This window comes from Roseateles cavernae, from assembly GCF_040187885.1.
Taxonomy (GTDB): domain Bacteria; phylum Pseudomonadota; class Gammaproteobacteria; order Burkholderiales; family Burkholderiaceae_C; genus Roseateles_E; species Roseateles_E cavernae.
In genome coordinates, this window is record NZ_JBDPLH010000002.1 from 406,931 (window position 1) to 421,313 (window position 14,383).

General features: G+C 67.5%; 11 protein-coding genes. 9 read left to right on the forward strand and 2 right to left on the reverse strand.

Going from position 1 to position 14,383, the window contains the following annotated elements:
* Positions 1-161: 161 nt before the first annotated feature.
* The 8 genes from ABGI63_RS08760 (at position 162) to ABGI63_RS08795 (ending at position 9,294) form a co-directional block, all read left to right on the forward strand.
* Entirely contained in the window at positions 162-1,091 is a 930-nt protein-coding gene (locus ABGI63_RS08760; protein WP_349742072.1) for a MurR/RpiR family transcriptional regulator, read from the forward strand.
* A complete protein-coding gene (locus ABGI63_RS08765) occupies positions 1,088-2,053 on the forward strand; it encodes an isoaspartyl peptidase/L-asparaginase family protein (RefSeq protein WP_349742073.1) in 966 nt (321 codons plus the stop codon). The genes ABGI63_RS08760 and ABGI63_RS08765 overlap by 4 nt, the downstream gene beginning before the upstream one ends.
* A gap of 24 nt (positions 2,054-2,077) precedes the next feature.
* Positions 2,078-3,970, forward strand: coding sequence for a dipeptide ABC transporter ATP-binding protein (locus ABGI63_RS08770; protein ID WP_349742074.1), 1,893 nt, complete (start codon positions 2,078-2,080; stop codon positions 3,968-3,970).
* A 47-nt stretch (positions 3,971-4,017) separates the two neighbouring features.
* On the forward strand, positions 4,018-5,568 hold the full coding sequence (gsiB, locus tag ABGI63_RS08775) for a glutathione ABC transporter substrate-binding protein GsiB (RefSeq protein WP_432767401.1): 1,551 nt from the start codon (positions 4,018-4,020) through the stop codon (positions 5,566-5,568).
* An 83-nt stretch (positions 5,569-5,651) separates the two neighbouring features.
* Positions 5,652-6,572, forward strand: a complete 921-nt coding sequence (gene gsiC / locus ABGI63_RS08780) for a glutathione ABC transporter permease GsiC (RefSeq protein WP_349742076.1) — start codon at positions 5,652-5,654, stop codon at positions 6,570-6,572.
* Positions 6,538-7,458, forward strand: a complete 921-nt coding sequence (gene gsiD / locus ABGI63_RS08785; protein WP_349742077.1) for a glutathione ABC transporter permease GsiD — start codon at positions 6,538-6,540, stop codon at positions 7,456-7,458. The genes gsiC and gsiD overlap by 35 nt, the downstream gene beginning before the upstream one ends.
* Position 7,459: 1 nt before the next feature.
* A complete protein-coding gene (locus ABGI63_RS08790) occupies positions 7,460-8,479 on the forward strand; it encodes a DmpA family aminopeptidase (protein WP_349742078.1) in 1,020 nt (339 codons plus the stop codon).
* The gene (locus tag ABGI63_RS08795) at positions 8,476-9,294 is read left to right on the forward strand and encodes a M55 family metallopeptidase (RefSeq protein ID WP_349742079.1); all 819 of its coding nucleotides are present in this window, start codon (positions 8,476-8,478) and stop codon (positions 9,292-9,294) included. The genes ABGI63_RS08790 and ABGI63_RS08795 overlap by 4 nt, the downstream gene beginning before the upstream one ends.
* Before the next feature lie 18 nt (positions 9,295-9,312).
* Here the strand turns inward: ABGI63_RS08795 and ABGI63_RS08800 are convergent, their stop codons facing one another.
* Together ABGI63_RS08800 and ABGI63_RS08805 are read right to left on the reverse strand one after the other, a co-directional pair.
* Entirely contained in the window at positions 9,313-10,119 is an 807-nt protein-coding gene (locus ABGI63_RS08800; RefSeq protein WP_349742080.1) for a CsgG/HfaB family protein, read from the reverse strand.
* A 95-nt stretch (positions 10,120-10,214) separates the two neighbouring features.
* Entirely contained in the window at positions 10,215-13,784 is a 3,570-nt protein-coding gene (locus ABGI63_RS08805) for an indolepyruvate ferredoxin oxidoreductase family protein (protein ID WP_349742081.1), read from the reverse strand.
* Between the two features lie 123 nt (positions 13,785-13,907).
* On the opposite strand from ABGI63_RS08805, the gene ABGI63_RS08810 reads away from it, so the two are divergent.
* The gene (locus tag ABGI63_RS08810; protein WP_266006685.1) at positions 13,908-14,378 is read left to right on the forward strand and encodes an Lrp/AsnC family transcriptional regulator; all 471 of its coding nucleotides are present in this window, start codon (positions 13,908-13,910) and stop codon (positions 14,376-14,378) included.
* Positions 14,379-14,383: the final 5 nt, after the last annotated feature.

Consider the following 14,383-nt stretch of genomic DNA (forward strand, 5'->3'; position numbering starts at 1 on the left):
GGTTTTTTTTATGTCTTGTGCGCTCCGCGTGCCCGCCGTCATCAAGTCTTCACGCATTTGCGTTTGATCAAAAAATTTCGCTATGATCGCGGTGAATGAAAATTCACGATCAATCGTGATGCTCGCTCCGTGATCCCTTCATCCGACTCCCAGGCAGGCAGATGGCGACCTTCCCCGGCAATCCCTCGATGGCCCAGCGCATTGCGCGGGCGATGCCGTCGCTGACGCGTTCGCACGCCCGGGTGGCCGACTATGTGCTGGCCCATCCGCTGAAGGTCGCGACGATGCCGATCGACGAGCTGGCCGAGACCGTCGGCGTGTCGGTGGCCACCGCCAACCGCTTCGCGCGGGCGCTGGCCTTCGAGGGCTATCCGCAGTTCCGGGCCGCGCTGGTGCTGGGCTTCGAGACCGCGCTGGCCCCGGTCGAGAAGCTGCGCAGCAAGCTGGAGCGCCCGGCCACGGTGGCCGATGTGTTCGACAGCGCGCTGGCCGATATGGCCGGCAATATCGAGGCCACGCGCGCGGCCCTCGATGTGCAGAGCTGCACCCAGGCGGTCGAGGCGATCCTGAAGGCGCGCCGCATCGCCATCGTCGGCTACGGCGCCAGCAGCTGGCTGGGCGGCCTGCTGCAGCGCAGCCTGGAGCTGTACTGCGACAACGTGCAGCTGCTGGCCAGCATCGAAAGCTCGTCCTATGCGGCGCGCCGGCTGGGCCGGCTGACGAGCGAGGACCTGGTGATCGCGATCAGCTTCCCGCGCTATTTCTCCGACACCGTGATGCTGGCCGGCCGGGTCCGCGCCGCCGGTCTGCCGCTGCTGGCGCTGACCGACAGCCCGGCCTCGCCGCTGGCGCCGCTGGCCTCGGTGGCCTTGTATGCCCAGACCCACAGCCAGTATTTCGCCAACTCCGAGGCCGGCGTGCTGGTGCTGATCGAGGCCTTGTGCAGCGCCGTCGCGCACAGCGCCAAGGGCTCGCTGCAGGCCGCCACCCAGCTGACCGAATCGGTGCTGCCCTGGCTTGAAGGCGATCACGCCAGCAAGCTGCGCGCGCAGGCGACCGTCCCCTCCAAACCGAAGAAGGCTGCCAAGTGAGCAACTCCACCCAAGCCCTGCCCGTGATCGCCATCCATGGCGGCGCCGGCACCCTGAGCCGCAGCAATATCAGTCCCGCGCAAGAGGCGGCCTATCACGAGGCCCTGGCCGCCATCCTGCGCGCCGGCCAGCGAGTGCTGGCCGAGGGCGGCACGGCGCTGGACGCGGTCAGCCTGGCGGTCGACCTGCTGGAAGACTGCCCGCTGTTCAACGCTGGTCATGGCGCGGTGTTCACCAGTGCCGAGACCCATGAGCTGGACGCCGCCGTGATGGATGGCGCGACGCTGAAGGCCGGCGCCATCGCCTGTGTCAGCCATATCAAGCGCCCGCTGCGCGCCGCCCGTGCGGTGATGGAGCACAGCGAGCATGTGCTGCTGGTCGGCGCCGGCGCCGAGGCCTTTGCCCAGGGCCTGGGGATGGAGATGGTCAGCCCCGACTATTTCTCGACCGCCGCGCGCCGCGAGCAGCTGCACCGCGCGCAGGCCAGCTCGGTGACGGTGCTGGATCATGACGGTGCCTCCGGTGCGCCGCTCGACGAGAGCCGCAAGTTCGGCACCGTCGGCGCGGTCGCCCTCGATGCCCATGGCAATCTGGCCGCCGCCACCTCGACCGGCGGCATGACCAACAAGCGGCCCGGCCGGGTCGGCGATTCGCCGCTGATCGGTGCCGGCACCTATGCCGACAACCGCACGGCCGCCGTGTCCTGCACCGGCACCGGCGAGATGTTCATCCGCGCCGCCACCGCCTACGAGCTCTGCGCCCGCATGGCCTATGGCGGCCAGTCGCTGGAGGCCGCTGCCGAGGCGGCGGTGATGCAGTCGCTGTCGGCCATAGCGGGCCGTGGCGGCCTGATCGCCGTCGATGCGCAGGGCCATGTCAGCCTGCCCTTCAACACCGAGGGCATGTACCGCGGTCAGATGCGGGTCGGCGATGCCGCGCCGCAAACAGCGATCTTCCGCTGAACCTTCTCGAGTCAGTCTTCTGCTATGTCCACCTCCGTGCTCGAAGCCCCCGCCAAGTCCAGCGCCCTGATCCTGCCCGAGCAGCGCGTCGTCTCCGTCCATGATCTGTCGGTGCGTTTCTCGACCTCCGAGCGCAGCGTCGATGCGGTCAAGAAGCTGAGCTTCCATGTCGACCGTGGCGAGACCCTGGCCATCGTCGGCGAGTCGGGCTCGGGCAAGTCGGTCACCTCGCTGGCGCTGATGCGCCTGGTCGAGCATGGCGGCGGCCGCATCATCAACGGCAGCATGGCTTTCCGCCGCCGCAACGGCGAGATCCTGGATCTGGCGACGGCGCGCGACGCGACGATGCGCAGCATCCGCGGCGCCGATATCGCGATGATCTTCCAGGAGCCGATGACCTCGCTGAACCCGGTGTTCACCGCCGGCGACCAAATCGCCGAGGCCATCCAGGAGCACCAGGGCAAGAGCGCCGCCGCCTCGCGCGCCGAGGCGCTGCGCATGCTGGAGCTGGTGCGCATCCCCGAGGCCCGCAATGTCCTGGACCGCTATCCGCACCAGCTCTCGGGCGGCATGCGCCAGCGGGTGATGATCGCGATGGCGCTCTCCTGCAAGCCGGCCTTGCTGATCGCCGACGAGCCGACCACCGCGCTGGACGTGACCATCCAGGCGCAGATCCTGCAGCTGATCCGCGAGCTGCAGCAGGAAATGCAGATGGGCGTGGTCTTCATCACGCACGATATGGGCGTGGTGGCCGAGGTGGCCGACCGGGTGCTGGTGATGTACCGGGGCGACAAGGTGGAGGAGGGCGCCTCCGAGGCGCTGTTCGCCGCGCCGCAGCACCGCTACACCAAAGCCCTGCTGTCGGCCGTGCCGCGGCTGGGCGCGATGCAGGGGCTGGATCTGCCGCTGAAGTTCGAGCTCTTGCGCACCGATGACAGCGCGCCGGCCGAGCCGGCGCGGCCGCAGGACACGGTCAAGGCCGAGGCCGAGCCCATCCTGCGTGTCAAGAATCTCGTGACCCGCTTCGATATGCGCAGCGGCCTGCTGAGCCGCGTGACCCGTCGCGTCCATGCGGTCGAGCAGGTCAGCTTTGATCTGCGCCCCGGCGAGACCCTGGCCCTGGTCGGCGAGTCGGGCTGCGGCAAGTCGACCACCGGCCGCTCGCTGCTGCGCCTGGTCGAGAGCCAGAGCGGCGCGATCGAGTTCGGCGGCCAGAACATCCGCGAGCTGCCCACGGCCGCGCTGCAAACCCTGCGCCGCAATATCCAGTTCATCTTCCAGGATCCGTTCGCCTCGCTGGACCCGCGGGTCACGGTGGGCTTCTCCATCATGGAGCCGCTGCTGGTGCACAAGATCGCCTCCGGCGCCGAGGCCCAGGCCCGGGTCGACTGGCTGATGCAGAAGGTCGGGCTGACGCCCGAGCAGGCGCAGCGCTATCCGCACGAGTTCTCCGGCGGCCAGCGCCAGCGCATCGCGATCGCGCGCGCGCTGGCGCTGAACCCCAAGGTCGTGATCGCCGACGAGGCGGTGTCGGCGCTGGACGTGTCGATCCAGGCGCAGATCGTCAACCTGATGCTGGACCTGCAGCGCGAGCTGGGCATCGCCTTCCTCTTCATCTCGCACGATATGGCCGTGGTCGAGCGGGTCAGCCACCGGGTCGCGGTGATGTACCTCGGCCAGATCGTCGAGATCGGGCCGCGCCGCGCGATCTTCGAGAACCCGCAGCATCCCTATACCCGCAAGCTGATGGCCGCCGTGCCGGTGGCCGACCCGACGCGGCGCAGCCGCAGCCGCGAGCTGCTCAGCGGCGAGATCCCCAGCCCGGTGCGCATGGTCGGCGACGAGCCGACGGTCGCGCCGCTGGTCGAGGTCTCGCCCGGCCACTTCGTCGCACGCCACAGCGTCGGCGTGTACTGAATCGAATCGACTTTCCTTCCCCTCTACCCCACAGGAGTCTCCAGATGATGAATACCTACCGCATCAGCGCGCTCGGTCGCTGCTTCCTCGCTGCCGGCCTGTTGAGCGCCGGCGTCTCGGCCCTGGCCGCCAAGGATGTGGTGCTGGCCATCGGCGGCCAGCCCGAGACCCTGGACCCCTACCAGACCAACACCACGCTGACCACGGCGGTCACCAAATCCTTCTACCAGGGCCTTTACGAGTTCGACAAGGACCTGAAGGTGCGCAATGTGCTGGCGCTGAGCCACACCGTCTCCAAGGACGGCCTGGTCTATGAGTTCAAGCTGCGCCCCGGCGTCAAGTTCCACGACGGCAGCGACTTCAATGCCGAGGCGGTCAAGGTCACGCTGGACCGGGTGATGAACCCCGAGAACAAGCTGGCCCGCTTCAACCAGTTCAACCGCATCGACAAGGTCGAGGCCACCGGCCCGCTGGCCGTGCGCATCACCCTGAAGGAGCCCTTCGGCCCCTTCATCAACTCGCTGGCCCATGCCTCGGCCGCGATGATCTCGCCCACCGCGCTGAAGAAGTACGGCAACAAGGACATCGCCTTCAACCCGGTCGGCACCGGCCCCTTCGTCTTCGTCGAGTGGAAGCAGACCGACTTCGTCAAGGGCAAGAAGTTCGACGGCTACTGGAACAAGGGCTATCCCAAGGTGGACAGCATCACCTGGAAGCCGGTGCTGGAGAACAACACCCGCGCCGCGATGCTGCAGACCGGCGAGGCCGACTTCGCCTCGCCGCTGCCCTACGAGCAGGCCGCCGCGCTGGAGAAGAACGCCAAGCTGAAGGTCACGACGGCACCGTCCATCATCACCCGCTACCTCAGCTTCAACCTGCTGCAAAAGCCCTTCGACAATCTGAAGGTGCGCCAGGCCATCAACTACGCGATCAACAAGGAGGCGCTGGCCAAGGTCGCGTTCAACGGCTACGCGGTGCCGGCCGAGGGCTATGTGCCCACTGGTGTGCTGTATGCCCACAAGATGGCGCCCTGGCCCTATGACCCGAAGAAGGCCCGCGAGCTGCTGAAGGAAGCCGGCTACGCCAACGGCTTCGAGTCGGTGATCTGGAGCGCCTACACGACCACCACCGCACAGAAGACCATCCAGTTCCTGCAGCAGCAGCTGGCCCAGGTCGGCATCAAGGTGCAGGTGCTGGCGCTGGAGCCGGGTCAGCGGGTCGAGTGGGTGCAGCAGGCACCGGACCCGAAGACCGCCAAGGTGCGCATGTACTACGCCGGCTGGTCCTCGTCGACCGGCGAGGCCGACTGGGCCCTGCGTCCGCTGCTGGCCACCGAGTCCTGGCCGCCGAAGCTGAACAACGCCTCCTACTACAGCAGCCCGGTGGTCGATGAGGCCATCGCCAAGGCGCTGAAGTCGGTGGACGATGGCGAGAAGGCCCAGCTCTATCGCACCGTCCAGGAGCAGCTGGTGAAGGACGCCCCCTGGGCGCCCCTGGTCACCGAGAAGAACCTGTATGCGACGAGCAAGCGCCTGTCCGGCATCTTCGTGATGCCTGACGGCAATATCAACTCGACCGAGATCGCGGTCTCCGAGTAAACCTCCGAGTAATGGCCGTGCCCTGCCCGCGCCGCATCGTGTGATGGGGCGCGGGCCTTCTCTCTGACTGGCCTCTTGCCATCATGCTGAACTATTTCTTGAAACGGCTGCTGGGGCTGATCCCCACGCTGCTGATCGTCGCGGTGCTGGTGTTCCTGTTCGTGCACATGCTGCCCGGCGATCCGGCGCGGCTGGCGGCCGGCCAGGACGCCGATGAGGAAACCATTGCCCTGGTGCGCCAGGAGCTGGGCCTGGACAAGCCGCTGCCCGAGCAGTTCGTCAGCTACTTCGGCCATATGCTGAGCGGCGAGTTCGGCAACTCGATGCGCACGCGTCGCCCGGTCGCCACCGAGATCGCCGAGCGCTTCATGCCGACGCTGCTGCTGACCGTCAGCAGCATGGTCTGGGCCGTCATCTTCGGCATGACCATAGGCATCGTCTCGGCCGTCTACCGCAACCAGTGGCCCGACCGGCTGGGCATGACCATCGCGGTCTCGGGCATCTCCTTCCCGGCCTTCGCCCTGGGCATGCTCTTGATGCAGATCTTCTCGGTCCAGCTGGGCTGGCTGCCGACGGTAGGCGCCGACAGCTGGAAGCACTACATCCTGCCCTCGCTGACCCTGGGCGCGGCGGTGGCGGCGGTGATGGCACGCTTCACCCGCGCCTCCTTTGTCGAGGTGATCCAGGAAGACTTTGTGCGCACCGCGCGGGCCAAGGGCCTGAACGAGCGCAAGGTCATCGCCAAGCATTGCCTGCGCAATGCGCTGATCCCGGTGGTCACGATGATGGGCCTGCAGTTCGGCTTCCTGCTGGGCGGCTCCATCGTCGTCGAGGCCGTCTTCAACTGGCCGGGCCTGGGCCGTCTGCTGGTCGATTCGGTGACGCAGCGCGACTACCCGGTGATCCAGACCCTGGTGCTGCTGTTCTCGCTGGAATTCATCCTGATCAATCTGATCGTGGATCTGCTCTATGGCTATATCAATCCGACCATCCGCTACAAGTGATATGAGCACCACGACCTCCATCCCCAGCGCCGAAGGCGTGCGCACGCCCTGGACCGAGTTCTGGCGCAAGTTCCGCAAGCAGCATGTGGCGATGGCCGCGCTGTTCTTCGTCGCGCTCCTGATCCTGGTCGCACTGTTCGCGCCCTGGATCGCGCCCTACGACGCCGAGAACTTCTTCGACTACGACCGCCTCAACGAAGGCCCGTCGGCCGTGCACTGGCTGGGCGTCGATCCGCTGGGCCGCGACATCTTCAGCCGCATCCTGCTGGGCGCGCGCATCTCGCTGGCTACCGGCTTTCTGTCGGTCGCGATCGGCGGCCTGATCGGCACCGCGCTGGGCCTCTTGGCCGGCTACTACGAAGGCTGGTGGGACCGCATCGTGATGCGCATCTCGGACGTGCTGTTCGCCTTCCCCGGCATCCTGCTGGCGCTGGGCGTGGTCGCGATCCTGGGCAGCAGCATGATCAACGTCGTCGTCGCGGTCTCGGTGTTCAGCGTGCCGGCCTTTGCCCGCCTGGTGCGCGGCAACACCCTGGTGCTCAAGCAGATGACTTATGTCGAGGCGGTGCGCTCGATCGGCGCCAACGACTGGACCATCATCGTGCGCCACATCCTGCCGGGCACGATCTCGTCCATCGTCGTCTATTTCACGATGCGCCTGGGTACCTCCATCATCACGGCCGCCAGCCTTTCTTTCCTCGGCATGGGCGCGCAGCCACCGACGCCCGAGTGGGGCGCGATGCTCAACGAGGCCCGTGCCGACATGGTCAACGCACCGCATGTCGCGCTGTTCCCCAGCCTGGCGATCTTCCTGACCGTGCTGGCCTTCAATCTGCTGGGCGACGGCCTGCGCGATGCGCTGGATCCCAAGATCGACCGCAAGTGATATGACGCAAGCGCCCCGCATCGGCAGCCTGCCGTCCGGCCCGCTGGACGCGATCAGCGATGTGGCCGGCGTCACGGTCGGGCATTGCACGCTGGCGGACGGTGATCTGCAGACCGGCGTCACCGTCGTACGCCCGCATCAGGGTGACCCCTTCCGCGAGCGCGTGCCGGCCGCGGCGGCGGTGATCAACGGCTTCGGCAAGAGCATAGGCCTGGTGCAGGTCGAGGAACTCGGTGTGCTGGAGACGCCGATTGCCTTGACCAATACCTTCTCGGTGGCGGCGGTGGCCCAGGCCCAGATCCGCGCCTGCATCGCCGCCAATCCCGAGACCGGCCGGCGCCTGCCCACCGTCAACCCGCTGGTGTTCGAGTGCAATGACGGCTATCTGAACGATATCCAGCGCCTGGCCATCACCGAGCCGCACTATCTGCAGGCGTTGGCCGCAGCCGACGTGCGCTTCGAGCAGGGCTCGGTGGGCGCCGGACGCGGCATGTCCAGCTTCGGCCTGAAGGGCGGCATCGGCAGTGCCTCGCGCTGCTGCGGCAAGTACCGGGTCGGCGCGCTGGTGCTGGCCAACTACGGCCGGCCCGAGCAGCTGACCCTGGCAGGCCAATGGCTCGGTGACCTGCAGGCCGGTGCCCAGACTCAGGCTGATAGCGGCCCCGAGAAGGGCTCCATCATCATGCTGCTGGCCACCGATGCGCCGCTGGACGCGCGCCAGCTGCGCCGCCTGGCACTGCGCGCCGGTGCCGGCCTGGCGCGCACCGGCTCGGTGTTCGGCCATGGCAGCGGCGACATCGCGCTGGCCTTCTCGACCGCCTACACCCTGCCGCAGGATCCGCTGCGGCCCATGCCCGCCGTCGCGCTGCTGCACGACGCGCGCCTGGACGAGCTGTTCCAGGCCGCCGCCGACAGCACCGAGCAGGCCATCCTGCACGCGCTGTTCCGCGCCGAGGCCGTCACCGGTCGCGCCGGCCACTACCGCGCGGCCCTGTCCGAACTCCTGAAGACAAGACCATGAAGATCCTGATCTCCACCGATATCGAGGGCGTCGCCGGCGTCTTCCATCCCGAGCAGACCCGCGCCGGCAATACCGAGTACGAGCGCGCCCGCCGGCTGATGACGGACGAGGCCAATGCGGCCATCGCCGGCGCCTTCGAGGCGGGTGCTACCGAGGTGCTGGTCAACGATTCGCACGGCGGTTTCCGCAATCTGCTGCCCGATCTGCTCGATGCGCGCGCGCAGGCGGTGCTGGGCAAGCCCCGCTATCTGAGCATGGTGGCCGGGGTCGAGGAGGCGGGCGTCATGGCCGTCTGCATGATCGGCTATCACGGCCGCGCGCAGGGCCCGGGCGTGCTGGCCCACACGATCAACAGCTTCGCCTTCGCTCGTGTGTTCTTCAACGAGCAGGAGCTCGGCGAGATGGGCATTTATGGTGCGCTGGCCGGCGAGTACGGCGTGCCGGTCGCGATGGCCAGCGGCGACGATGTCTTTGCCGCCGAGCACCGCGCGCTGTTCCCCGACACGGTCTTCGTGCAGACCAAGCGTGCCCACGGCTTCAGCACGGGCGTCAGCCTGTCGCCCAGCGCGGCCTGCGCGGCGATACGCGAGGGCGTCAAGAGCGCGCTGACGCAGCCCAAGGCCAAGCCCTTCGTGATCAGCGGCCCCGTCACGGTGCGCCTGCAGACCCAGAGCACCGCGCTGGCCGATCTGTTTTGCCAATGGCCGACGCTGCGCCGCGTGGCCGGCGACGAACTGGTCTTCGAGGCCCCGACGGTCGAGGCGGCGGTGCGCATGCTCAACAGCCTGTCGGCCATGTCGAGCATGCTGAGGTAAGTCCGCGAGCGAGGGCGTTCAGCCCTTCTTCAGCTTGGTCGCGACCGGCTCGGGCAGCTCCTTGGCCACCAAGGTGCGCAGCTGGGTCACCAGCTGGTTGTGCGCATCGAGAAAAGCCGCGGCGATCACCTTGCCCTCGTTGGTATTGCTCCAGCCCATGCCGCCCAGGCCGCCGCCGGCGCCGATCGCGAAGCCGCCTATGCCCAGATCGGTGGTGCGCGCCGAGCCGGTGGCCGAGGACAGCTGCTCGGTGGTTTCGTTATCGGTCAGCAGCAGCACGACCTGCGCCTCCTTCAGCTTGACCTGCTCGGCCGCGCCGGCCAGCTTGTTGAGGCCGGGTATCGCGGCGATCACGCCACCCAGCTGGCGGCCGGCGTCCTGCTCGGAGAAGACCAGGCTGGGCATCACGCTGTACTGGGCCATGATGCCGCGGCCCTTCTTGACATCGCCATCGGCGCGCAGCACGCCGGCATCCTTCAGCTCCTGCTCGCGCACCGTGGCCTTCAGCCCGGCATTGCGGTCGACGATGCGAAAGCAGCCGCTTTGCTGCATCAGCACGCGCACCAGCGGCAGCGGCGACTCCGGCAGGCCGCCACGGCCGATGCCGGTATAGCCGCCCTGGTTCTCCTGCAGCGCGACCACGGCCACCGGCGCCTCGCACTTCAGCAACTCCTTGGCCGCATTGCTGGCGCCCTGCGGGCCGCCGGAGCCCGAGACGATGGAACCGCCCTGGCCGAGCTCGACACCTTGCTTGCCGCAGGCCGCAAGGCTCAGGGCCAGCACGAGAGGGATGGCGGACGGGCGGGGGAATCGTTGCAGCGGCATCGTGTCGGTCCTGGGTCGGGTGGGTCAATGAGCGCGCATTGTGACCGCCGCCGCCGGCCTGGGAATCCCACATTGGGGGGCAAGCCCCCCCGTTGTCACAGCTCGGCGACGCTCTTGACCCGCTCGGCCGGCTTGACGATCTGCACCGACGCCTCGGCCACCCGGCCGTGGAAGCGGTCCAGCAGCTCCTGCTGCTGGGCCCGCACCGTCACGACATTGGCCAGCTTGACATGGCCGTAGCCGCGGATGGATTCCGGCAGCCGGGCCAGCTTGACGGCCAGCTCCAGCTTGTCGGCACTGAGCTTGGCCAGCAGCTCATCGATCAAGGCCTCGTAGTCGCTGATCAGCTGGCGCTCCAGGCGGCGCTCCTCGGTCTTGCCGAAAACATCCAGCGGCGTGCCGCGCAAGCCCTTGAACCTGGCCATCACCTTCAAGGCCTTGAAGGTCCAAGAGCCCAGCTCGACCTTCTTCGCACGTCCATCGGGGCCAGGTTTTGACAGCAGCGGCGGCGCCATATGGAAGGACAGACGTTCCCAGTTGTCGAACTGGGCGCGCATGCTGGCTTCGAACCTGCCGTCGGTGTAGAGACGGGCCACTTCCCACTCGTCCTTGATCGCCAGCAGCTTGGCGTAGTAGCGGGCGACGGCCTTGGTTAAACGCTCGGCCTTGCCGGCTTCGCCCAGGGCAGCCTCGGCCGCACGCACCTTGTCGACCAGGGCCAGATAGCGCTGCGCATAGGCGGCGTCCTGATAGGCCGTCAGATGGGCGAGGCGGCGTGCGATCAGACCCTCGGGGCCATCGAGCTTGTCCTGGCCCAGCAGCAGCTGCACCGGCTGGGCGCGCTCGCCGCCCAGGCGCTTGATCGCGTCCGGCGCAGCGATGGCCAGGCGGCCCAGCGCGAAGGCGGTCTTGTTGCCTTCGACCGCGACACCGTTCAGCTCGATCGCGCGCATCAGCGCCGCTTCGCTGAGCGGGATCAGGCCGCGCTGGTAGCAGGCGCCCAGCATGATGATGTTGCTGGGCATGGTGTCGCCCATCAGCTGCTGCGCGATGGCCTGGGCGTCGATGGTGGACAAGAGCGCGTCGTCATTGACGGCATGGCGCATCTTGGCCAGCAAGGACTCGCCCTGCAGATTCGCATCGGGGTTGCGCACAAAGGCTGCGGTCGGCAGCTCGTGCGTGTTGGCCAGGATCACGGTGCGGCCCGGCTTGACGGTGCCCAGCGCGTCGGGGCTGGCGCCGACCACCATATCGCAGGCCAGCAGCACATCGGCCTGCTGGGTGTCGATGCGGACCTGGTTGAGCAGATCCTGGGTCGGCGCCAGGCGCACGAAGCTCAGCACCGAGCCGCCCTTTTGCGCAAAGCCCATGAAGTCCAGGACCGAGGCCTGCTTGCCTTCCAGATGGGCGGCCATGCTGACCAGTGCACCGACGGTGACGACGCCGGTGCCGCCGACGCCGGTGACCAGCAGGTCGAAGGGCCCGGTCCAGTCCCAGGCGGCCGGCGCGCCGATGGCGGCGATCTCGCGGGCCAGGTCTTGCGCCGTGTATCCAGCGCCGACCTTCTTCTTCAGCTGCGCGCCATGCACCGAGACAAAGCTGGGGCAGAAGCCGTTGACGCAGGAAAAGTCCTTGTTGCAGCTCGATTGCTCGATCGCGCGCTTGCGGCCGAAGTCGGTCTCGACCGGCACGACCGACAGGCAGTTCGAGGCCTGGCCGCAGTCGCCGCAGCCCTCGCAGACCTGCTCGTTGATGAAGATGCGCTTCGGCGGATCGGGGAATTCCTTCTTCTTCCGGCGCCGGCGCTTCTCCGCCGCACAGGTCTGGTCATAGATCAGCACGGTCACGCCCTCTATGTCTCGAAGCTCGCGCTGGACCTTGTCCAGCTCGCTGCGATCGAAGAAGGTGGTGCCTGCCGGGAACAGGCCGTGATGGCCCTCGTATTTGCCGATCTCGTCGGAGACGACGACCAGGCGCTTGACGCCCTCGGCCTCGACCTGGCGCGCGATCTGCGGCACGCTGGTCTGGCCGTCGACCGGCTGGCCGCCCGTCATCGCGACCGCATCGTTGTAGAGGATCTTGTAGGTGATATTGGTCTTGGCGGCGATGGCCTGGCGGATCGCCAGATAACCGCTGTGGTAGTAGGTGCCGTCACCGAGGTTCTGGAACACATGCTTCTCGCTCGTGAAGCGCGAGGCCGCCGCCCAGTCCACGCCCTCGGCGCCCATCTGTATCAGGCCCGAGGTGCCGCGCTCCATCCAGCTGGCCATGAAGTGGCAGCCGATACCGGCCAGCGCCCGCGAGCCCTCGGGCAGTTTGGTGCTGGTGTTGTGCGGGCAGCCCGAACAGAAATAGGGCTGGCGGCGCACGCCATCGGCCGCGTTGCTGAGCAGGCAGGGGGTCAGGAAATCGACCACCAGATGGCGGCGGTCCAGCGCCGGGTTCAAGCGCGCCAGCCATTCGGCCACGGTGGACATGATGCGCGAGGGGCGCAGCTCGCCAAGGCTGGAGAGCACGGCCGCGCCATGCTCGTCGGTCTTGCCGATCACATGGGGGCGCTGCGCGTCGGGCAGGTGGTAGAGCAGTTCCTTGATCTGGCGCTCGACCACCGGGGCCTTTTCCTCGATCACCAGCATATCGGTCAGCCCCTGGGCGAACTCGGCCATGCGCGTGGTCTCCAGCGGATAGACCAGGCCGACCTTGTAGACCCGCACGCCGGCCGCGGCCAGCGCATTCGGGTCCAGGTCCAGGCGGCGCAGCACCTCCATGAAGTCGTAGTGGGCCTTGCCGACCGTGACGATGCCCAGGGTGGCGCTGGGGCTGGCGACGATGTGCTTGTCGATCGAATTGAGCTTGCTGAAGGCGCGCACCGCGGCCAGCTTGTGCTCCAGGCGCGACTCCAGTTCCAGCGAGGGCAGGTCGACGCTGCGGATGTGCAGGTTCGTCGCCGGCTGGTGATCGACGGGCAGCTCGAAGTCCAGCGGCACGCTGTCCAGATCGACGGTCATGCCGGACTCGACCACCTCGGAGATGGCCTTGAAGCCGACCCAGGCGCCGGAGAAGCGGGAGAGCGCCCAGCCGTAGAGGCCGAACTCCAGGTACTCGGCCACATTGGCCGGATGCACCAGGGGCATGCTCCATGCTTGCAGGGCCAGATCGCTCTGGTGCGGGGTGCTGGACGAGACGCAGCCATGGTCGTCGCCGCAGACCACCAGCACACCGCCCTGGCTGGAGCTGCCGTAGACATTGCCATGCTTGAGCGCGTCGCCGGAGCGGTCAACACCTGGCCCCTTGCCGTACCACATCGCGAACACGCCATCGACCGTGCGCTTGGGGTCCAGCGCGACCCGCTGCACGCCGAGGCAGGCGGTGGCGGCCAGGTCCTCGTTGATCGCGGGCAGGAAGTTGACCTGGGCCGCGTCGAGGAATTTCTTCGCCTTCCACAGCTGCTGGTCCACCATGCCCAGCGGCGAGCCGCGGTAGCCGGAGACGAAGCCGGCGGTCTTCAGCCCGGCCCGCTCGTCCAGCGCTTTCTGCGCCAGCAGCAGCCTCACCAGGGCCTGGGTGCCGGTCATGAAGACCTGGCCGCTTCTGGCGCCGAGGTTGTCGGAGAGCTTGTAGTCGCGCAGCGCGGGCGGCGGGGCAATGAGGTCGGTGCTGGGCATGGCTGTCTCCTGGCGCTCTGATGGGGCTGGAGCGAGATTCTTGGTCAGCAAGCCAAGTGTTTGTTCCTCTCTTTGCTACTGTCAAGCCGGTCAATGAGAGAATTCAACTCAAAGGTGGCTGAAATGGAAATTGAACGTTTCGATCGGGCGACAAAGCAGATTCTCGAGGCGCTGCAGGCCGATGGCCGGCAGAGCACCCAGCAGCTGGCGGAGAAGGTCGGCTTGTCGGCCACGCCGGTGTGGCGGCGGGTCAAGGAGCTGGAGGACAGCGGCGTGATACGCCGCCATGTGGCCCTGGTGGACCGCGAGAAGCTCGGGCTCAATATCTGCGTGCTGGCCAATGTCAGCCTGGTGCGGCACAGCGAGGGCGCGGTCGAGAACTTCGAGCGCCTGGTGCGCGCCAGCCGCGAGATCATCGAATGCCACGGCATCACCGGCGAGGCCGACTATGTGATCAAGGTCGTGGTGCCGGACATGAAGGCCTATGACCAGTTCCTGCAGTCGCAGATCTTCAAGGTGCCGGGGGTGGCCAGCGTGCGCAGCAATGTGGTGCTGCGCGAGGTCAAGTACGAGACGGCGCTGCCGGTGGGGTGACCCAC